This is a genomic window from Spirochaetota bacterium (genome assembly GCA_030154445.1).
Taxonomy (GTDB): Bacteria; Spirochaetota; Brevinematia; order Brevinematales; family Brevinemataceae; genus Brevinema_A.
In genome coordinates this window covers 62,879-84,000 of the sequence record JAGUQW010000007.1, presented here as the reverse complement: position 1 = coordinate 84,000, position 21,122 = coordinate 62,879, and the positions used below count along the sequence as shown (strand labels likewise).

At 29.3% G+C, this 21,122-nt stretch carries 20 protein-coding genes; 7 read left to right on the top strand and 13 right to left on the bottom strand.

Annotation, left to right across the window (positions count from 1 at the left end):
- Positions 1 to 8 precede the first annotated feature (8 nt).
- Both KFW21_04435 and KFW21_04430 read left to right on the top strand, forming a co-directional pair.
- Positions 9 to 818: a hypothetical protein gene (locus KFW21_04435; protein MDK2818677.1), complete on the top strand. Its 810-nt coding sequence runs from the start codon at positions 9 to 11 to the stop codon at positions 816 to 818.
- A 10-nt stretch (positions 819 to 828) separates the two neighbouring features.
- Complete coding sequence (locus KFW21_04430) at positions 829 to 1,218, top strand: hypothetical protein (protein MDK2818676.1); 390 nt, start codon at positions 829 to 831, stop codon at positions 1,216 to 1,218.
- A 73-nt stretch (positions 1,219 to 1,291) separates the two neighbouring features.
- Here the strand turns inward: KFW21_04430 and KFW21_04425 are convergent, their stop codons facing one another.
- Positions 1,292 to 1,771: a hypothetical protein gene (locus tag KFW21_04425; protein MDK2818675.1), complete on the bottom strand. Its 480-nt coding sequence runs from the start codon at positions 1,769 to 1,771 to the stop codon at positions 1,292 to 1,294.
- Positions 1,772 to 1,951: 180 nt separating this feature from the next.
- Between KFW21_04425 and KFW21_04420 the strand changes: the two genes are divergently transcribed.
- On the top strand, positions 1,952 to 2,257 hold the full coding sequence (locus KFW21_04420; GenBank protein MDK2818674.1) for a hypothetical protein: 306 nt from the start codon (positions 1,952 to 1,954) through the stop codon (positions 2,255 to 2,257).
- 65 nt (positions 2,258 to 2,322) lie between these two features.
- Here the strand turns inward: KFW21_04420 and KFW21_04415 are convergent, their stop codons facing one another.
- Positions 2,323 to 3,264, bottom strand: coding sequence for an L-lactate dehydrogenase (locus KFW21_04415; protein ID MDK2818673.1), 942 nt, complete (start codon positions 3,262 to 3,264; stop codon positions 2,323 to 2,325).
- Positions 3,265 to 3,445: 181 nt separating this feature from the next.
- On the opposite strand from KFW21_04415, the gene KFW21_04410 reads away from it, so the two are divergent.
- Positions 3,446 to 4,375 carry a hypothetical protein gene (locus KFW21_04410; GenBank protein ID MDK2818672.1) on the top strand — a complete coding sequence of 310 codons (930 nt, stop codon included), beginning with the start codon at positions 3,446 to 3,448 and terminating at the stop codon, positions 4,373 to 4,375.
- 100 nt (positions 4,376 to 4,475) lie between these two features.
- Here KFW21_04410 and KFW21_04405 read toward each other — a convergent pair whose 3' ends face one another.
- From KFW21_04405 to sufB, 5 genes are all read right to left on the bottom strand, one after another.
- Positions 4,476 to 4,967, bottom strand: a complete 492-nt coding sequence (locus KFW21_04405) for an SUF system NifU family Fe-S cluster assembly protein (protein ID MDK2818671.1) — start codon at positions 4,965 to 4,967, stop codon at positions 4,476 to 4,478.
- Positions 4,948 to 6,198 carry an aminotransferase class V-fold PLP-dependent enzyme gene (locus KFW21_04400; GenBank protein MDK2818670.1) on the bottom strand — a complete coding sequence of 417 codons (1,251 nt, stop codon included), beginning with the start codon at positions 6,196 to 6,198 and terminating at the stop codon, positions 4,948 to 4,950. Before KFW21_04400 ends, KFW21_04405 begins: the two co-directional genes overlap by 20 nt.
- Before the next feature lie 127 nt (positions 6,199 to 6,325).
- Positions 6,326 to 7,438, bottom strand: coding sequence for a SufD family Fe-S cluster assembly protein (locus KFW21_04395; protein ID MDK2818669.1), 1,113 nt, complete (start codon positions 7,436 to 7,438; stop codon positions 6,326 to 6,328).
- On the bottom strand, positions 7,438 to 8,208 hold the full coding sequence (gene sufC / locus KFW21_04390; GenBank protein MDK2818668.1) for a Fe-S cluster assembly ATPase SufC: 771 nt from the start codon (positions 8,206 to 8,208) through the stop codon (positions 7,438 to 7,440). The genes KFW21_04395 and sufC overlap by 1 nt, the downstream gene beginning before the upstream one ends.
- 38 nt (positions 8,209 to 8,246) lie before the next feature.
- On the bottom strand, positions 8,247 to 9,692 hold the full coding sequence (sufB, locus tag KFW21_04385; GenBank protein MDK2818667.1) for a Fe-S cluster assembly protein SufB: 1,446 nt from the start codon (positions 9,690 to 9,692) through the stop codon (positions 8,247 to 8,249).
- Between the two features lie 222 nt (positions 9,693 to 9,914).
- Between sufB and KFW21_04380 the strand changes: the two genes are divergently transcribed.
- A complete protein-coding gene (locus tag KFW21_04380; protein ID MDK2818666.1) occupies positions 9,915 to 10,841 on the top strand; it encodes a hypothetical protein in 927 nt (308 codons plus the stop codon).
- A 321-nt stretch (positions 10,842 to 11,162) separates the two neighbouring features.
- Here KFW21_04380 and KFW21_04375 read toward each other — a convergent pair whose 3' ends face one another.
- The 5 genes from KFW21_04375 to KFW21_04355 all read right to left on the bottom strand — a co-directional run bounded on the left by KFW21_04375 (position 11,163) and on the right by KFW21_04355 (position 15,491).
- The gene (locus tag KFW21_04375; GenBank protein MDK2818665.1) at positions 11,163 to 11,312 is read right to left on the bottom strand and encodes a hypothetical protein; all 150 of its coding nucleotides are present in this window, start codon (positions 11,310 to 11,312) and stop codon (positions 11,163 to 11,165) included.
- Between the two features lie 113 nt (positions 11,313 to 11,425).
- Positions 11,426 to 11,941, bottom strand: a complete 516-nt coding sequence (msrA, locus tag KFW21_04370) for a peptide-methionine (S)-S-oxide reductase MsrA (GenBank protein ID MDK2818664.1) — start codon at positions 11,939 to 11,941, stop codon at positions 11,426 to 11,428.
- Positions 11,942 to 11,979: 38 nt separating this feature from the next.
- Entirely contained in the window at positions 11,980 to 12,732 is a 753-nt protein-coding gene (locus tag KFW21_04365) for a nitroreductase family protein (GenBank protein MDK2818663.1), read from the bottom strand.
- Positions 12,733 to 12,751: 19 nt separating this feature from the next.
- Positions 12,752 to 14,080, bottom strand: coding sequence for a CoA-disulfide reductase (locus KFW21_04360; GenBank protein ID MDK2818662.1), 1,329 nt, complete (start codon positions 14,078 to 14,080; stop codon positions 12,752 to 12,754).
- A 19-nt stretch (positions 14,081 to 14,099) separates the two neighbouring features.
- The gene (locus tag KFW21_04355) at positions 14,100 to 15,491 is read right to left on the bottom strand and encodes a cation:dicarboxylase symporter family transporter (GenBank protein MDK2818661.1); all 1,392 of its coding nucleotides are present in this window, start codon (positions 15,489 to 15,491) and stop codon (positions 14,100 to 14,102) included.
- A 387-nt stretch (positions 15,492 to 15,878) separates the two neighbouring features.
- Between KFW21_04355 and KFW21_04350 the strand changes: the two genes are divergently transcribed.
- The gene (locus KFW21_04350; protein ID MDK2818660.1) at positions 15,879 to 16,856 is read left to right on the top strand and encodes a TDT family transporter; all 978 of its coding nucleotides are present in this window, start codon (positions 15,879 to 15,881) and stop codon (positions 16,854 to 16,856) included.
- A 113-nt stretch (positions 16,857 to 16,969) separates the two neighbouring features.
- Here the strand turns inward: KFW21_04350 and KFW21_04345 are convergent, their stop codons facing one another.
- Positions 16,970 to 18,694 (bottom strand): phosphoenolpyruvate carboxykinase, encoded by a 1,725-nt coding sequence (locus KFW21_04345; GenBank protein MDK2818659.1) that lies wholly within the window; start codon positions 18,692 to 18,694, stop codon positions 16,970 to 16,972.
- A gap of 280 nt (positions 18,695 to 18,974) precedes the next feature.
- Between KFW21_04345 and KFW21_04340 the strand changes: the two genes are divergently transcribed.
- Entirely contained in the window at positions 18,975 to 21,116 is a 2,142-nt protein-coding gene (locus tag KFW21_04340) for a hypothetical protein (protein MDK2818658.1), read from the top strand.
- Positions 21,117 to 21,122: the final 6 nt, after the last annotated feature.

Below are 21,122 nucleotides of genomic sequence, written 5' to 3'. Positions count from 1 at the left end.
GTATGTCAATGAAAAATTTAATCTTAGTGTTAATAATATTTTTTTCACCTATAACAACGAGAGCAAATTTAGTTTTTGAATTTTTATGGGGTTATAATCTAAATTTACCCTCTACGATGACAGAATATGGTCTAGGGTCTCCTATTGTTTATAATCCTCAATGGGAATCTAGATCTTTTACAGTTGTAGAAGATTCTCCTTATTGGGCTGCTCGAAATGGAATTTGGAACAGCACTCATAAATGGGGAATAGAACTAGAATGGATACATCAAAAAATATTTTTAATTAATACAAATAGTCATATTCAGCATTTTGATATTTCTCATGGATATAATTTATTTCTTTTGAACTATGCAAATAAATTATATGCGAATAAGGGAATAGAATTAATTGCAAGAATAGGCTTTGGTATGGTTATTGCTCATGCTGAATCTATTATTGATGGTGTTTATAATGGTACTGGTGGTAAAAGCTTTACTGTGGCTGGAGTTGGAGGGCAATTAGCATTACAAATGCGTATTCCTATTGCAGACTATCTTATTGGATTTTTAGAATTAAAGTATACAGCAGGATATGCTAAAGTACCATACTCTGGAAAAATAGATCCTTCAGGATTGATAGAGCCTAGTAATTTTTATACAGGTGAGTTTCATGTTCCACATCATGCTATTCATTTTACTTGGGGTTTTGGGGTAGATTTTTATCATATGTTTAATTATAAAAGAGATTATAGTGAAACAGCAAAAAGAGCTTGGGGTACTTCGATCAGTTCTATTCAAGAAATGCAGAAAAAACGAGCTAAAAATAATATAAATTAAGGGTATTAATATGAAAAAAAACTCACTTTTATTATTATTAGTAGTTGTATCGTGTAATAAAAATGAAAATAATGAAAAATGGATTTCTAATGCGAGAAGCATATCTTTTTTTAATACAGATGGTAAATTATTAACTGTTGAAGCTAACGGAGATGTGAAAGTTCCGAAATCAGCACCCGATAGTGGGGAGTATATATTCTTTTTTGATGAAGCTAAAACAGAAATAGAGGCTTTTTATAAAGAAAATGGCAAATCTGGATATACTGGATTGAAATTAGCAGATGGTTCACTACATCGAGTAGGAACAAAAGCAGATATTACTAGTGGAGCAAGTCTTTCTGAAAAGAAAGACTTTATAGACTTTTCAAAACTAATAAAAATCTTAGGATCAAAAAAATAATAAAATTATTAAATAACAAAAAAACTACCCTCTTATAAGTAAGAGGGTAGTTTTTTTTTAATTACATTAATTCTTATTTTTTTAAAAAATCTTGAATTTTATTATAAATAGCATCTTCGGTATTTTGTTTTATTTCATAAAATCGTTCTTTTTCTTGTGAAAATAAATCTCTGTACTCACGATTTGTTTTTTTCAGAGCTTCAAGACTTTCTGAAATGACTTTTTTATCAAAAGAACTTTCTTTGAGATGGCAATGTTCTATAATATCTAAGTGTAAGATTTCTTTTTTATGATGTAACTCTTTCATTTTTTTTGCAAATTTAAAATGAGAACTCAAAAACTTCTCATGTTCTTTTAAAGCAAAAAGATGAATTTCTTCTAATAATTCACCTGGAAGAATGTTGGTTAAATGCAACCATTCCATTCTTGGAGAAAACTCTTCCATATTCATGAACATATCACAATGATATTTTTTATGTGCAAAATTCAAATGATTGTGCATCCAATTTTTAGCATCATTCATATGAGTAGCTATTTTTTTTTGAAAGTCCATAACTTCCTCCTAAACATTAATTTAATATTTTTTATTAAATTATTAATTCAAAGATATGTAATAAAATATAGAATGTCAAATAGTTAAAAAATATATTAATACTATAAATAAAATGCAGTTTATTTGTTTTTTGATAATTCTATGACTAAATATAAATATATTGCAAAAGAGGAGCTTTATATGAAAAAGTCAAAAAAACAAGTAACACAGTTTTTTAATAAAGAACTTGAGCAAAGTATTGAATTATTAGAAAAAGGGGTTAAAAAAGTAAGTTTAATGATTGAATCAATATTAGAAAATATTCCACAGCAAAAATTTAAATTATCAATGCAGAAAATTTTAGAACAAAATAATATAGAGAAAAATAAAAACCAACTCCAACAAGAATATAACCTATTACAAGAAAGTCAACAACAAGTACAGTATGAGCAACAAAAATTTCAACAAAATACATTAAACCATTATAAAGATAACAAAAATAACTGAAATGATTATTTTAAAAAAATAACAAAAAAAAGATTCCTAATATTAACTAGGAATCTTTTTTTTTATTATATAGAATGTTTTTTTAGTAATTCAAATGATTTTTGAAGTTCTGTTTCTTCTTCTTTAGTCATATTAAGTTCAACTATACCTTCAATACCATTTTGTCCAACAATAGCAGGAACACTAGCAACAAATCCTTTTTGACCATATTGACCATCTAAGTATGCAGAGACAGGGATAATAGATTTCTGATCACGAAAAATACACTTAATAATACGAACTGCAACAGCACCAATACCATAAGCTGTATTACCTTTTCTATCAATAATTTCCCATGCCATTCCTATGACTTTTGCTTTTATTTCATCAAGAGATAATTGAGCATATTTTTGAGGATCTTCTTCTCTCATTTTTAGATATGATTTACCACCAACACGGACACTACTCCAAATTAATGCTTGAGAATTCCCATGTTCACCCATCATATATCCAATCACGGAACGAATATCAATATTTCCACAAATTTCAGAAATCACTTGTCTTAGACGCCCTGTGTCAAGAAGAGTACCTGTTCCAATCACACGATTTGCAGGAAATCCACTTTCTTGTAAAGCTACAAAAGTAAGAATATCTACAGGATTTGATTGAATAATAAAAATACCATTAAATCCATTATCTACAGCTTGTCTAACAACAGAACGAACGATATTTGAATTGAGTTTTAGTTCGGCAATACGATCACCACCCTCGGGAGGTGCAGCACTTGCAGCCACACAAATAATATCAACATCTTTTAAATCTGAATAAGAAGCAGTTCGGACTTTTGATTGAGATGTAAAAAAAGCAATTGCGTTAGCCATATCCCAAGCTTCACCTTCTACTTTATATTCATTACGATCTATAAGTAATAATTCATCCGCAATTCCTTGATTAAGAATTGTAATAGCTGTACCTAAACCAACATTGCCTAAGCCAATAACAGCAACTTTTCTAGAAATTTTATTCATAGAAACCTCTTTTATATATTTATTATAGATAAATTCTATATTTAATTATAACACATTATAAATAGATATCAAATTGATAAATACAAATTTTTGATATCTATATAATAATTCAAATTCTAATTTTTTTTTTGAAAATTCCGATACTATAATTAGTGTTAATCTTGTAAGGAGATACTATAATATGGTATTACTATCTTTTTTTATATTTATAATAGCTTCTTCTTTGTATACTCAATCTACTTTTGATACTAATAATAACAAGATAGAGATATCATTTATAAAACAAAATTATCAGGGTGATGAATCTATTAATATTAAATTTTCTATTGAAAATACAGGTACTGAAGAAAGTTCTTTTGTACTTTCTGATATTTTAGATCAATCTATTGATTTTGAACTAAAAACCTCAAGAAATGAAGAAATAGAAGTAAATCATAATACAGATGTTCGATTAACAGGTGCTTTTTCAAATCCATCATTATATAGAAATATTAATCTTATGCCAGGGGAATCTTTTTCTAGAATGTTTGATCTTAGGTATTTGTATAATATTACTACTGACGAAACATTCTATGTTAAAGGGATATTTTTTCCTGATCCTGATAATAAGTCTGTTTTTATAACATCTGACAACACTTCTTTTTCACATACGCCACCATTGTTAGTTCAACAAAAAATATCAGCAGATTTAATCTTAAGAGACCAAGAATTAAAGAAATTGGTTACTTTATTACCTAGTGAAATAATTCAAAGTTTTTTTGATGCACAATTTGTGAAAGATTGGAGTAAATTTTTATTACATATTGATGCAGAACGATTAATTCAGATTTTTCATAATTACTCATTTCAATATAATAATTCTAAAGATGGAACTTTCAAGTTAGAATTAATAGAGAATTTTAAAAAATTTTTAACTATACACTGGAATATTCCTCTTATTGGTTATAATATTAAAGAGACTGTTATTCAAGGTCAACAAGCCACAGTTACGGTAGATGCAACAGAAAGTATTCGTTTTACTAGTAGAAAGATAAGATATGTGTTTACACTTTATAGAAGTACTCAAGGTTCTTGGCTTATTTCTGATTACACAGTTTTATCATTAAATTGATATGAATAAAAATATTAAACAATTAATTTTCAATTATTAGATAAAAAAACACTATTCTTCAGAATAGTGTTTTTTTATTTATTTTTATTATAGTATTATTTTAAAAATCATTTTCTGTAGATACTAAATGATTTTCTTCAATAGAATCATAGTTTGTAATAAGATCTTGTATTGTTCTCGTAAAAAGAGCAGCACACTTAACTCGAGCAGGATAATTGGCAATATTTTGAAATACTTGAAGTTTACCTAATGGTTTAATCTCGTCTTCCGTGAAAGTATTGTTTTCATCGAAAGTAATTAATCTTATAAATAACTTTAATATTTCTTCGGCTTCTTTTGTTGTTTTACCTATTAGTAATTGGCTCATGAGTGAACAATTTGCTCTAAAAATAGAACATCCATCACTATCATGTTTGATCTCAATGATAATATTATCTTGAATATCAAGAGATAATATTAGTTTGTCGCCACAAGAAGGATTGATACCTAGTCCTTTTTTAGAAGTAGGGGTGTCTAGTACACCTATGTTTCTAGGACTTTTACTATGTTCAAGAATAAGTTCTTGATATAAACTAGCTAAATTTGCTAACATTAAAAAACTCCAATAGAGATTTTGTTATTTTTTCAAAATACTCCCACTCTTCTGGGGTATTATAAATACCGGTAGAGGCTCTCGTTACAGAAGTGATTCCCATTCTTTTCCAAGTAGGTTGGGTACATTGATGCCCTGTTCTCAAACCAATATTAAACTCATTAAAAAAAGATCCTATATCATGGGGATGGATTTCATTAACTTGAAAAGAAAAAATCGGTGCTCTATGAGAACTAGTGCCAAACACTTTGATATAATCTTTAAATTTGTTAAAAGTCTCTTGTCCTAGTGATAAATGTTGGTGATCTATACCTTGTATTGTTTCCCAACCTATTGCTTCTAAATATTTGATGGCTTCTGCAAAAGCAATTACTTCAGCGATGGGTGGTGTACCAGCTTCAAATTTGCTAGGAGCGGTACTAAAAATAGCTGTATCCATAGAAACATCGTATACCATACCTCCTCCCAAAAAGAAAGGGGGCATTTTTTTTAACAATTCTTTTTTACCATAAAAAATTCCGACTCCTGTAGGAGCATACATTTTGTGTCCTGAAAAAACCATAAAATCGATATTGAGATCTTTATCTTTGAGTGAGTAGGGCATATGAGGTACACTTTGAGCACCATCGATAAAAGTATAAATATTATTTTTTTTACATTTAGCAGTGAGTTCTGTAATAGGATTAATAGTTCCTAAAACATTGGACAGGGCAGAAATAGCTAATAATTTGGTAGGTGCTGAAAGTAAGTCATCTATAGTAGATAAATCTAGTTCACCGTCTAATTTTAATGGAATAAAAGCTAAGGTACATTTGAAATCTTTGGCTATTTTTTGCCATGGTAATATATTTGCATGATGTTCCATTTCTGATATAACAATTCTATCACCTTCTTTTAGATAAGCTTCAGCAAAAGATCTAGAAAAATGATTGATTCCAGCTGTAGTACCAGCTGTGAAAATAACTTCACTAGAATGTTCTGCTCCAATAAAGTTAGCTATTGTTTCACGCGCTTGCTCATAAGCTGTGCTAGCTTGTTGGCTAATATCGTAAACAGCTCTATGAATATTAGCTGAATATTCTGTATTATATGTGGAGATAGAATCGATAACAGATTGCGGTTTTAGAGTAGTCGCAGCACTATCCATATAAATTAATTTCTGTCCATGAGGGGTATTAAAAAATGGAAACTCTTTACGGATATGTAAAATTTCCTTAGTATAGTCTTTCAATATTTCCTCCATATGTATAAGATTATTATATAAGAAATTCAATAAATATTCAAATTTTTCAAAAATATTTATTATAAAAAATAAGAGAGAAAATTAATTCTCTCTTATTTGTTGTTAGATAATTAGCTTAAATTTGTTTTGTACCAAGTAAATTCTTGATGCGTGAAATCCAATAAGCTTCTAAAGGAATTTCCATGAATGGTTCTGTAAAGAATCCATATAATAATAAAGGATAAACTTCTTTATTTGGAATACCTCGACTTTTTAGATAAAAAAGTTCTTCTGGATCAAATCCACCAATAGAAACACCATGAGAACACGCTAGCTCAAAATATTCAATATCAAGCTGAGGTCTTGCTAGTATTTGTGCATCATCACTAAGGATCATTCCTTTTAACATTTGGTAAGCATAAATATTATGTGCTTCTCCATTTGCATAGATAAGACCATTAAAATTCATCTGAGAAGAATCTAAGACAACAGTTTTAATCATTTGATTACTAGTACTATCAGCAGCTTCGTGGTAAATTCTTACAAAAAGATCACAAGATTCTTTGTTTTGTAGGTGAAATCCTGAACGAAGATCTATATGACTGTTTGCTCCTGCACAAAATCCAATAAAAGTTAAACGATGATTATCGATTCCTTGGGTGAATGTTTGAAGAGAAACATGGCTTTTTTCTTGTGCAATCAGTTCAAATAAAGGAGCTACAACACCAGTGTTGTGTTCTTTTTCTACAGTATAAATAAGTTCTACATGAGTATTATCTTGAGCATCTATATAAATCATAGGGATAGATAAACTATTATCTTCTGTATAAAAATTGAGATAAATCTGTACTTTTTTCTGAGAAGGAACATGAATATAAACTTTATCAGTTAGAACAGAAGCTTTACTTGTAACAAAATCAAGAGATATTTCTGTTTTATCACAAGTGATTTCATAGAATTTATTATCTTTAGCAAGACTAGCTTGTTTGAAATAATTTTCATGTCTATGATAATTTTTTGGTAATTCTTCAAATGTTTTAGTAGCACAATTTTCTAGAACTTGATCTGAAAAAAAAGAAAAATCTCCTTTTGTAGGAATATTTATCTTTTTCCCAATAGCTGCTTCAAAAGTAAGAGCTGATAATGTTGTAATAACATTACTATAGCGATATTCTTCTGTTTTAGCAGTGGGAAATTCAGAACTAATATTTTTAGAAAACGGTTTGAAATAAGAAACAATAGAGTTCATTATTCCCCCTTCCCATCTAAAAGAGAATCAAAACCATTCTCTTCAATGTCTTGAGCTAATTTTGGGTCATTAGAGGTAAGTACAATTCTACCCTTATGTAATACATGAATAAAATCAGGTTTGATATGTTTAAGAATACGATTGTAGTGAGTAATTAGTGCAAAACAATTGTCTTTAGAATTAAAAGAATTAATATCTTTACAAATAGTTGTAAGAGCATCAATATCCAAGCCAGAATCGATTTCGTCAAGTAATGCCATACGAGGTGTTAATAATGCCAATTGTATCATTTCATTTTTTTTACGCTCTCCACCAGAGAAACCACTGTTTACACCTCGTTTTAGAAATTCTTCTGACATTCCTAAATTATTCATTTTTTCAAGAATAAAATCATGAAAATCTAATACATCCATTCTTTCTAAGTTTTTTAATTCACTATGATTGTTATAAACAGTTCGTAAGAAACTTTCGTTATCAAGTCCTGGAATAGAAATAGGACTTTGGAAACCTATAAATAATCCTAAATGAGCTCTTTCTTCTGGTTCCATTTCTAAGATTGATATATATTCTTCAGATTCATTCATCATGAGTATATCTCCGCTAGTCACTTCATAGTCAGGATGTCCAGCAATAACTTTGGACAAGGTTGATTTACCACAACCATTTCGTCCCATAATTGCGTGAACTTCTCCCTTTTTAAATTCAAGAGAAATATCGAATAAAATTTCTTTTTCTTCAATACGAGCAGATAAATTTTGTATTTTCAACATAGTATGTTTCCTTAATTTTTTTATTTTATTTCTTTAAATTAACCAATAGAATCTTCAAGTTTTAGTTCTAGTAAACGAACTGCTTCGACAGAAAATTCAGCAGGAAGGTGTTTGAATACTTCTTGACAGAATCCATTAAGAATATAGGATACAGCTTGTTCTTGAGATAGTCCACGAGATTGAAGATAAAAAATTTGTTCAGCACTAATTTGACTAGTGGTTGCTTCGTGAGCAATTTGTGAACTTGAATTTTTTACTTCGATATACGGATAAGTAACGGCAGCACATTTGTCTCCAATTAACATAGAATCACATTGTGTGAAATTTTTGGCATTGGTAGCTGATTTTTTAAATTCAACCAATCCTCGATAAACATTTCGACTTTCTCCAGCAGAAATTCCTTTTGATACAATATAAGAAGTAGATCCTTTACCTATATGTACCATTTTAGTACCTGTATCAGCTTGCATTTTGTTATTAGTAAGTGCTACAGAATAAAATTCTCCACGAGAGTTGTCACCTTTTAGAATAACAGAAGGATACTTCCATGTTACAGAAGAACCAACTTCAATTTGTGTCCAAGTAATTTTTGATCTATTGCCTTTACAAATACCTCGTTTAGTCACTAAATTGTAAACACCACCAGAACCTTCTTTATCACCAGGAAACCAGTTTTGGACGGTAGAATAATTAACTACAGCATCATCTAAAGCAATAATTTCTACAATCGCAGCGTGTAATTGATTGGACGAGAATTGAGGAGCTGTACAACCTTCTATATAATTAACATAACTATTTTCTTCAGCAACAATTAATGTTCGTTCAAATTGACCTGTATCGACTGCATTAATACGGAAATAAGTACTTAAATCCATAGGGCATTTAACACCTTTAGGGATAAAACAAAAAGATCCATCTGTAAAAACAGCAGAGTTAAGAGCTGCATAAAAATTATCGGTGTGGGGAACAACAGATCCCATATATTTTTTAATGAGTTCTGGATGATTTTTGATCGCTTCTGAAATAGAACAAAAAATAATTCCGAATTTACCAAGAAATTTTTGATGTGTTGTTGCAACAGAAGTAGAATCAAAAATAGCATCAATAGCAACATTTGATAATCTTTTTTGTTCGTCCAAAGAAATTCCAAGACGCTCAAATGTTTTTAAAACTTCTGGATCAACTTCATCAAGAGAAGATCTTTTTGGAGCTGTATTTTTTTTTGGAGCAGAATAGTAACGAAGCTTATCAAAATCAATAGGTTCTATTTCTGTTCTAGACCAAGTAGGTTGTTCTAATTTTTGCCAATGACGAAAAGCATTAAGTCTATATTCTAACATATACTCAGGTTCGCCTTTTTTTTGACTAATTAATCTGATTATATCTTCAGAAAGACCTATAGGAGCTTCATCAGAATCAATCTCTGATTTGAATCCATATTGGTATTCCTGAGCCATAAAATCTTGTAAAGCTGAATCGCTCATAATTATACCTCTTTAAAGTTTGTTATTCATATTTTTTATTTAATATAAGATTGTTTATAATTGTACCATAATTATAGACATCATTCAATGTATACTTTTTTTTTACCTATTAACTCTTTATATTGTAAGGAAATAATTTGATGATAAAAAGTATATATTTTTCATAAGATTGATAAAAATATAAATATAGTGTATAATATATTTATATAATAGAGGGTTTAAATGAGAAAATATATTGTTGTTAGTCTTATATTTAGTGTTATATTCACATCATGTTCTATATCTGTTGATTCTGTGGACAAATCTGCAAAATCAATAGATATGTATTATTATGGGCAGTCTTTACTCACTGATCATCAACTCAAAGCTTATCAATATATTATGGAACAAAGTTGGGTTTGGGATGATAGTGAGAGTACTTCTGCAGGAGATCCTCTCAAAACCATATCATTTGAAAATACAGGTATTTTAATAACACAAGAAGAATTATTAACTATATTAATTTATTTAAAACAAGATAATGTTGAATTATATAATACTAGACCAACAGCGAGATATTCTACTTTAGATAGCAAAGGCTATGTGATAGATTTTAAGTTTAGATATGATAAGTTTCCTAATTATTCAAAATTTAAATCTGACGAAATTATTATTAATAAAAAAATCAATAAAATTCTTTTAAAAATATCTTCTGATATGACAGATGCTCAAAAAATTAAAGTAGTTCATGATGAATTACTCAAACTAGTACGATATTCTCTTAGTGCTAGTTCTCAAGGTGTTGCTGATATTAGAGGAGCTTTTATTGATTTTTTAGTACTTTGTGATGGTTATGCTCAAGCTCTACATCTACTATTTCAAAAATTAGGATTAGAATCTATTTATATTGTTGGAAATACACATAACGAAGATGGAACTCCTATAGGATTGCATGCATGGAATAAAGTTAAGCTTGATGGATCTTGGTATAATATAGATCCAACATGGAATGATCCACTAGTTGGATCGGGAATAGAAGTTTTATATGATTATTTTTTGATAAGTGATAAAGAATTTTCTAAAACTCATACACCAAATAAAGGTAAAAATGACTATCCTTTACCAGAAGGATCTTTGACTAGTTATCCCTTTGATAAAACTATTTATTAATTTTATTATTAATACTTCTTTGCTTTTTATTTAACAAAAGAGAAAAAAAGCATCTTTTATAGAAAAAACAGTTTTTGACTGATAGCGATTAAATAACATTAAAAAGAGACCTAAATTATCAAATAAGATAATTCAGGTCTTTTTTATTTATATAATGATAATTAAGCTTGTTAGTTTTTGAGCCATATTTCCGAAGTATCACGGGAACCTATTATCCCATCAGTAGTTTTTATAAGAATAAGTATCGAAAGAGTTCCAATAACTATGGGGAATTCTCTATAGACACTTGAATTTTCACTAGAATCATGAGAGTTTAAAAATTTAAATTCTTTTTTTCAAGAGTGAATTAGTACTATCTCTAGTATATATTGTACCATCTATATCTTTTGGTAATATAACCAGATCAGTATAAGTAGTTTTTCCTGTAACTTTCTTCAAAAAAGTAGCTTCTATATCAACAGGACAATACAAAAAAGCTCAAGGCTAGATATGTATGCCTTCTTAATAATATATTACATTCTATTTGTTAATATCTGATGAAATTTTTTCTCTAATTTATAATGAATTAGAAAAGGATTGGCATTTTAAATATCTGACGATTTTTTCTTACTAGCTAATTGAAAGTGTTCTTGAGTAAGATGACAATAACCATTAGGATTTTTATTAAGATAGTTTTGATGATAGTCTTCTGCTTTTGTATAGTTTTCTAAAGTTGTTACTTCAATAACAATAGGATTTTTGTACGATTTTTGTAGTTGTGTAAGAGACTCTTTGGCCAAAATTATGTCTTCAGGATCGTTTGAATAGATACCTGTTCTGTATTGTTGACCGACATCATTACCTTGTTTGTTAAGAGAAGTAGGATCAACAACTTTATAATAAAACTCTAATAATTCTAAAAGAGTAATTTTAGTAGAATCATATTCTACTTTTATAGCTTCTGTATGTCCTGTATTAAGAGTACACACTTCTTTATAGCTAGGGTGAGATGTGTTTCCATTAACATAAGCTACCTCTGTATGAGTAACACCATCTATCAAAGAGAAAAATTTTTCTACTCCCCAAAAACATCCACCAGCAAATACAATTGATTTTGTCATAAAAAACCTCTTTAATACCATGTAGTAGAGAAAAATATTTAGAAATTAAATCCTTGTTTTTTATATACTTCCAAAAGATCTTTGTTAATAGGTTTGGAATAATATTTGGATAATAGACCAGTCCAAGTTAAGTCGATTCCTTTTTGAACATAAATATTTTTCATTGTTTCATTATAATCAGCTAAAACATTGGAGAATCCTTTTGAATCATATTTATCATAATGAATAATGCCAGACAAAGGTAAACGAGGATTAACTTGTGGAAAAACATTTTCAGCAGGATAGCCTAAGGATAAACCAATGATAGGAAATGTTTTTTCGGGAAGATTGAAATCTTTGATAAGTTGTTCTGAACATTTTCGAATAGCACCAACAATAGTAGTACCTAATCCATGAGATTCTGCAGCAACGGTTATTGCTTCTGCAAGTATCCCAATATCTACTGTTCCAATTAAAAGTGATTCAATAGAATCTGTTATTTTTATTTCTGCGTTATCTATTTTCATCGCTGTTTCAATTTTGTTAAAATCCATAACAAATATCAAAAATACAGGAGCTTGCCTAATGAAATTCATAACAACCCCTGAGCTAGGCATTGTATATTCATATATTTTTTCTTTTTGAACGGGATCTTGTACCACAATTACAGAAAATTGTTGACCATTAATATAGCTAGGTGCTTGAAGCATGGCTGATAATAGATGCTCTAATAATTCTTTGGATACAGATTTTGAGGAATCAAATTTTCTAATACTTCCTCTTGCAAGCATTTGTTGAGTAGTTGAATTCATAGTTTCTTCCTTAATGATATTATTTACAAGTATTTCCTGCAATATTCAGTATATCCCATGTTCGTGAAAATGGAGGTGAATAAATAAGATCCATCATTCCCAATTCATCAACAGTCATTTTTTTTAAAATAGCTACCGCTAAAACATCAACTCTTAACACAGCTCCCTTTGCTCCACACATTTGTCCACCAAGAATAACTCTAGTCTCTTTGTCATAGATTAATTTAATATGTAATTTGGATTGATTTGGTACATAAGATGTATGATCATAATCAGTAATAAAATTAGTTGCATAATTAAGTCCTAAGGATTTTGCCTCATGTTCACTAATTCCTGTTCGTGCTATTTGAAAATCTAAAAAACGTAATGCTGAAGAACCGAGAGTCCCTTGAAATTTTGTTTTTTTATCTGTAAGAATATCACCCAAAAGACGCCCTAATTTATTAGCATTAGTAGCAAGAGGGATATAACTATTTTGATTAGAGACAGCATGTTTTACCGTTGCACAATCTCCTCCAGAATATATATCTGGAAGATTGGTTTGACAATACTCATCAATAATAATCGCTCCATTAGGGAGCATATTTAATCCTATATCTGCACACCATTTGGTAGTTGGAATAAATCCTGTAGCAATGATAACTAAATCAGCATTATAAGTGCTTTTATTTGTAATAACTTGCTGTATTTTTTCGTTTCCTTTGAAAGCAGTAACAGTTTCTTCTAAGCAAAGTTGAACACCATCTTTTTGGATACTTTCTTCTAAGTAGTTAGTCATTTCACTATCGAATACTCGTCCACTGATAGACTCACTTCTTTCAAGAATAGTTACTGTTTTTTCTTGACGAATCATTGCTTCGGCTGCTTCTAATCCGATAAATCCACCACCAATAATAATTATTTTTTTGGCAGTACGAAGGGCTTCTTTGAGTAGAATTCCATCTTTCATTTTGGTAAGTGTATAAATACCAGGTAATTCAATCCCTTCAATATTAGGAATTAAAGGATGAGCACCAGTAGAAATTATAAGTTTGTCGTAAGAAATATTTTTTGTAGTGTTAGTACTACTATCAGATACTATTACTATTTTATTAATTGGATCAATTTTTTTTGCTTGATGATATAATAATACATTTATATTATTTTTTTGAAAATCTTCTACAGATCGAACGATCATATTATCAGGATTATTAAATTCATCTCCTATATAATAAGGTAGTCCACAAGCTCCAAAAGACACAAGATCACCTTGTTCTAAAACAGTGATAGTTGCTTGAGGATTATTTTTGCGTAAACGAGATGCAGCAGACATTCCTGTTGCATTTCCACCGATAATAATGAAATTCATATATTTATTCCTTGTTTTTTTAACTATTATATTTTTCTATATTTAATGTGCCTAATTCTTTGTCAATACATACTGCTGAAATCATAGCACCGTTAACATTGCTCATTGTACGAGCCATATCAATAAGAGGATCGATAGCCAACACAATTGCTAGTAAAGGAAAATATTCACTCATGCCGATTCCTGCAAGCATGATAGATGCAGCCATAGTTGCACTACCAGGAATACCTGCAATTCCTAAAGAACCTAATACAGCAATAATAAGTATCATAAAAATAAAACTTATATCAATAGGTGTATTTGTCATAATAGCAACCATAATGGCAATCATACCTGGAAAATAGCCAGCACACCCATTCATTCCCATTGTTGAACCCAAAGATGATACGAAATTAGCTGTTCCTGTATTAACTCCAAGCTCATTCTCTAGAGTTGAAATAGTCATTGGCAAAGATCCTACAGAAGAACGACTTGAAAGAGCCATAAGAAGTGCAGGGCTAGATTTTTTGAAAAAGGTAAGGGGATTAAGTCCGTGAAAAATAAGAATAATTGCATATACAATCATCATTAAAAAACATGCTGTATAAATTAAAACAATAAATAAAAATGCTTGTTGTATGGCGGTAGTACCATTGGAGATCAAAGTGTTAGACATAAGTGCTATTACCCCATAAGGCATGAATTTGACAATAGTCATTGCCATAGACATTACAATTCTGTATAGAGCATCAATTAGATCAGCGAATAAATCTAATACACGTTTGTATTTTTCTTTAGAACGCATAATACGGGCAGATGAACCTACTAAAGACGAAAAAATAACAATAGCTATAACATTATTCTCATTCATAGCTTTGATAGGATTGCTAGGAATAAGATTTAAAAAGACTTGAACAAGAGTGATTACTTCACGAGATTTTCTTGTTGTTTGATCTACGATCATAATATTTGATCCTAAATTGGTAACAATAGACAAGAAAACACCTATCAAAGTAGCAATACCTGTAGTAAGCATTAACCAAAATAGTGTGCGTTTTACTAAAGATGAAATATTAAAATCATTTTTTAAGCTTAAAATTACTTGAATGAGTGATATCATAATAATAGGAAATACTAACATTTGAATAAATGCTACAAAAGCAGATCCAAATAAGCCATACCAAGTAATTGTTTCTTGCATCCATGGAGTAGATTGAATAATTGTAGTGTCAGGAAATTGAGCAACTACTTGAATTAAAAAGCCCAAAGCTATTCCTAATACAAGTCCAATAAACATACGTATAGAAAAAGATATTTTTTTCTTTTCTAATAAATATATGATGAAAAAACAAGAAATTAGTAGCGCTATAGCGATAAATGTTAGCGGGTCTGATAACTTAAGAAAATTAGTAAATAAAGGTTTTTGTAACATATGAATACTCCTGAATTTTATATATTAATAGTTTATATAATATTTATAAGTATAGTATACTATGATTATTATTTCTGTGCAATATACATATTATAAAATATTATACTATATATACTTCAGACTATATTTTTTATTTTATCTTAGGAAGATAATAATGATTAAGTGTAAAATCAATCATTATTATGTATTTATTCATCATATATAAATAAATAATATAATGATATTTAAAAGAAATCTTTTTAAAAATATTTTTTTTCAAATTTGATTTTTTATTTTTTTATTCTTATAATATTTTATCAAAAATTTTTATTATAAAACTGAAATAATATCCAATTTATATAACTCGGGTTAATATTATAATTATTGAATTTTATAAAAATAAAATATATGATCAGACTCATATTAAAAAAGACTAGGAGAATAATTTTGAAACAAAAATTAAAACGGTATCCTGTTGCATTAACAGGAATTGCATTAGGTATCTCTGGTTTAGGAGGTGCTCTTGCTACTATATTTGGTAATGGTATATTGTATTTATGTGTCATGATTGCTGCCTGTCTTTTGACAATTATTCTTATTAAAAATCTACTATATCCTCAGATTTTATTAGAAGAATTGAGGCATCCTACAGCTAGTGGGGTTGTACCAACTTTTGATATGGCATTAATGATTATTGCTTCTGTAGTAGTAAATATTAATCCGTTATTAGGTAAAATATTATGGTGGATAGCTATTATATTACATGCTATTTGTTTAGGATTTTTCTTAAAAAATAGAATTCAGAATTTTACGTGGGATCATATAATTCCAAGTTGGTTTGTCCCTCCTATTGGAATTGTAACAGCATCTGTAACAGGATCTCAGATGGGATTTCCTCTTGTTAGTCAATCTATTTTTTATATAGGTTTTACATTTTATCTAGTAATGTTACCAATGATGTTTTATCGTGTGATTTTTGTTAATCCTATAGAAGAAGCTAGACTCCCTTCTTTTGGAATTATGGCAGCACCACCGAGTTTGTGTTTGGCTGGTTATTTAACAGCTTTTCCAGATCCTAATATTCTTATTATAGCAGTATTAGTTGGATTGGCATTATGCAGCACTAGTTTGGTGTATATGTCTATGTTTAGAATTTGGAAAATTAAATTTTCTCCAATGTATGCTTCATATACATTTCCATTAGCAATAGGGTCTACAGCAATGATCAAAACAGCTGATTATTTTAATACTGTTAATCATGAATTTTATACAATCTTTAGAATAATTTCTTATGTAGAATTAACTATAGCAGTCATTGTTATTATTTATATATTTATTAAACTTCATATATGGGTGTACCATAATATACATAAAAATTCAGAATAGTGATTTATATAGAAGTATTCATATTCATCTATGAGTATTGATTAGAATTTAATAATTAAAAAAGCGTAAAAAAAATCAGTTCTTTATAGAACTGATTTTTTTATTTAAATATTTTATTTTTCGTTTAAGATCATCTCAAATAAACTTTTTGCAGCATCTTTAGGACCACTTTGTTCGTGTCCAGGAATACCAAGTTTAGTATGTATCATTCCAACTTTAACTTTTTTATTGAACATATCTTTAAAATAAGCATCAATAAGAGTTAGAGTTTCTTCTTGTCGTTGTACAGGACCAAAAGGATTTGCGAAGAATGATTCTACAATACCTGATTCTGATGTTGTTCCTTTAGCCATCCGTTTGCCAGAAATAAATACCTCTAAGGCATCATCTATTTTATCAAAGAAAGTAATAGCTTGCTCAGAATTAGAATAGTTATTTGCATATAAGAAATAATCTACTGGTTCACCTGCGGTTATTTCTTCGTAAGTTGATACTGGAATAATAACTCGAGCATTTATTTTATCAGGATTCATAAAAATAGATCTATCGAGTTCTTTATAAGCATAACCTTGATCTAAATCATCAAGACGAACAAAAGCACCAATTTCAGTTCCATAAGCAAGAGGCTTACCTTCATTTAGTTTGAAGATTCCCATATCATCAAAAATAATAACCATTTTTTGTAAATAATCTTGAGTAAGAGATCGGAAGGCTTCTAAGCTTTCTGATTTTCCAGCTCCACTATCTCCCATAATAACGACATTTTTGTTAATACCATTTTTAAGAGTAATTTTTACCATAGCACCATGTATAGGAAGCTCTTTATTTCCAAGAGCTTTGACATTATGAAGGGTGAGAAGCATTTTTTTCATATAACCAAAATAATCAATATCATCACTTTTGTTAATAAATCCAACCATAATATCATTTTTTTTATCATGAAAAAAATCGGTTTTTAATTTACTATCTTGATCATTAAAAGCATAAACATAGACCATATCTGGTTTTTTGTTCTCATATTCTGTAGGAGCAGCAGTTTCAAATAGATTACACAAAGTAATCCCTTGAGACATAAAATCTCTTGGAAAATAAGTAAATACAAGATACGCACCAACTTTGATAGGATAACAAAACCAGTCATTAAGATCTAATTGAATGTTTTCTATAGGATTATAATTTATTTCATTAAAAGTACCTTTACGCGTATTCATTTTGGGATAAACAATAAAAGGAGGCATTAATACAAGTTCTTGAATGAATGGTATTTCATTGATGTTACCATAGTTAGATGGACATTTCCATGGGACTTTAGCCAGACTTATACCTGCATTTACACTACTGCGTGATTGACGAAGAACCATACTAACTTTGAATGACACATGTTTTTTGATACTACGACGAGTATCAATTATAAGGTTTGTTAATTCATCAATAGCAATAATTAATTCTCCTTTAGCAAGTCCAGAACGAGAATTTCTATCATAATAAAAAATAGCATACCTTTCAATTTTTAACCAAAAAGAATAAAGCTCGTCTATAAATGTATTGAATTTCGCTATATCTTGGATGAATTTTTTATATAGAGGATATTCGTCATCAAGTTCTTGGATAGATAATACTTTGAGCATACTAACTAAGACTTCTTGTAAATCTTTTTCGTTATATATAGAAGTGAGATAGCTGTAAACAATACTTCTATTTTTTTCACTAACTTCTAAATACATATTAAGTATACGGTTGAAACCTTTACTCTCTAATAATTCAAAAGAAGAGTGACAATATTTTAAATTAAAATCGAGTAAAGCACCTGCTCGTATAATATCAAATTCTTTTGGCATAAATTTCTCCAAATATAGTTATTATATAATATATTATGACATATTACAGTATATTATAGTATATTATGATATACTTAGTCAATCATATGTTTGTAAATAATTAATAGTAGTCGGCACTAATTTAAAATAGATAAGATTAAAGATTGACTAAAACACGATTTTTTGATATAATTAAATTGAGTTTTATTTTTTCAACTCATTAAATTCACTATGAAGGAGGATTTCTTACAATATCAACATGTTATTATTATTATTAAAATTTAGATTTGTGAGGAAAACAGTGCGAAAATATTTATTATTTATTTGTTTAATTTTTGTATCATGTTCTCAAACTTTTTTGGAAGAAACACAGAATGCTGTTTTTATCAAAACTAAAGTATCATACAATGCTTTAGATACAGGTATACTTCTTGAATGGGAAACCCAATGGGATTTTGCAAGAGTGAAAGTGTTAAGAGGGATGAATGCTAACAGTTTGTCAGTTTTCAGAGATAATCTAGCTCAAAATACATTGCTAGATACAGAGAGTATATCTGGACAAGATACATACTATCAAATCCAAGCGTTTAATTCTAAAAATAGATTGATAGGGCAATCTGATGTCTATAAGGGACTTCGTTCTTATAAACCTTACGATCAAATAATGGAACCAACAAATTTAAAAACATACATAGCGCAATATTCAGATAAAATTGAAATTTTTTGGGCTGGAAATTCAACCGATGTTTTTAGAGTGTATAGATCTATTAGTGCAGCAGGTGTTTTTACTGAAATAGCAGAAGTTGCTTTTAATTCCTCTGAAGAGTTAAAATATATTGATTATAAAGTTGATTCAGGATCACATTATTTTTATAAAGTTTCATCTATAGGTAAAGATTTGAATGGTATTATAAAAGAAAAATTATCAACAGGGTCACCTTTAGAAGGTTCTACTAAAATAGCTCCAAAGGGAGTTAAAGCTATCAGTACTGTTGGTGGTATTGCATTATCTTGGGATAATGATATTTTTTCTGATTATTACCAAGTCTATCGATCTGAAACGGAAGAAAAAGATTACGAATTAGTTGTTCCTTTTATAAAGAATGCAAAATATACTGATTATTCACTTCCTAATTTTACAGGCACTGTAGTTGATGGAGTTTGGACTTATCCTTCTTATTATTATAAAATCAAATCATTTTCTAAAGGTCAAGAATCAGGATTTAGTACACCTATTGTTGGGCAAGCAATCGATCCTGCAGACTTTTTACCTGCATCTGAGCTTGATATTCGTCTAGACAAATCTGTTTATCCATATCAACTAATTTTATCTTGGAAAGCTATAGATCATAGTGCTGTTACTTATCGTTTGTCTAAAATTGATAATAATAATATTACAAATATTATTATTGATAACACTTCTTTATTAGAATATACTATACCTAATGAAGCGTTTGGTTCTCAATGGGAGTATAGGTTGCAAGCTCTTAATAATAATATAGGTAATTTACCGGGTGAGGGTACTTCTAAGTTTTATACTAGTTCATCTCCAGCACCTCCAGTAATAGCTACTATCTCTACTAATACGCGTATTTTTATTACTAATACCTCAGAGGTCAATGTTGAATCGCATGTATATTGGGGATCAGATACTTCGATGGTAGGGACTGTTAAAAAAGAATGGCTTATCACTTCTATAGTAGGGAATATTGACTTAACATGGGATAAGCAAATATCATCTGAATATATTGATTATTATACCATATATAGAAGAAAAAAAGGTACAACAAAATTTGAAGTACTAAAAGATAATCTAACATCATTGGCATACTCGGATATATCTTTGACGAAATCAGAATTACAAGGATCTGGTGTAGGTATTGATTTTGTATATCCTTTTTATGAATATCAAATCATAGCGACTTTTGCTGGACAAAAAAGTGCTCCATCTACAATTGAGTCAGGATCTGCAATTAATCCAAGTGATATTTTACCAGCACCTGATTATGTTAGTATTCCGGCACATTGGGCTGATGGTAATGGTTTTGGAAGAGCAACATGGGCTAAAGGACATCTTTCTCCAAAAGGTGTGGAAAAAGTAGTTGGTTTAGGTGGAGCTAATCATATGTATCTTACATGGGGTGATGTAACATTAGCCTCTACTTATAGAGTAAGACATTCAAGAGGTTCAGCTCAAGATAATTGGATTGAAAATTCTGAATATCCAGCTAATGGTACTAAAAAAGATTCTGTGCAATGGTTTAATAATGAAACAACTACAGAATCAATGACAGGATTGTATGTATTCTCTGATTGGTTAGGGTATTCTGTAGAAAATGCTTCTTTTGATGTTGGTTCTATTAATGGTGCCGCTGGAAATCTTCTTGGTGATGTGCGAGGTATTTGGTTTACAGAACCGGCTACTAAGCCAGCTCATTATTAGGATATT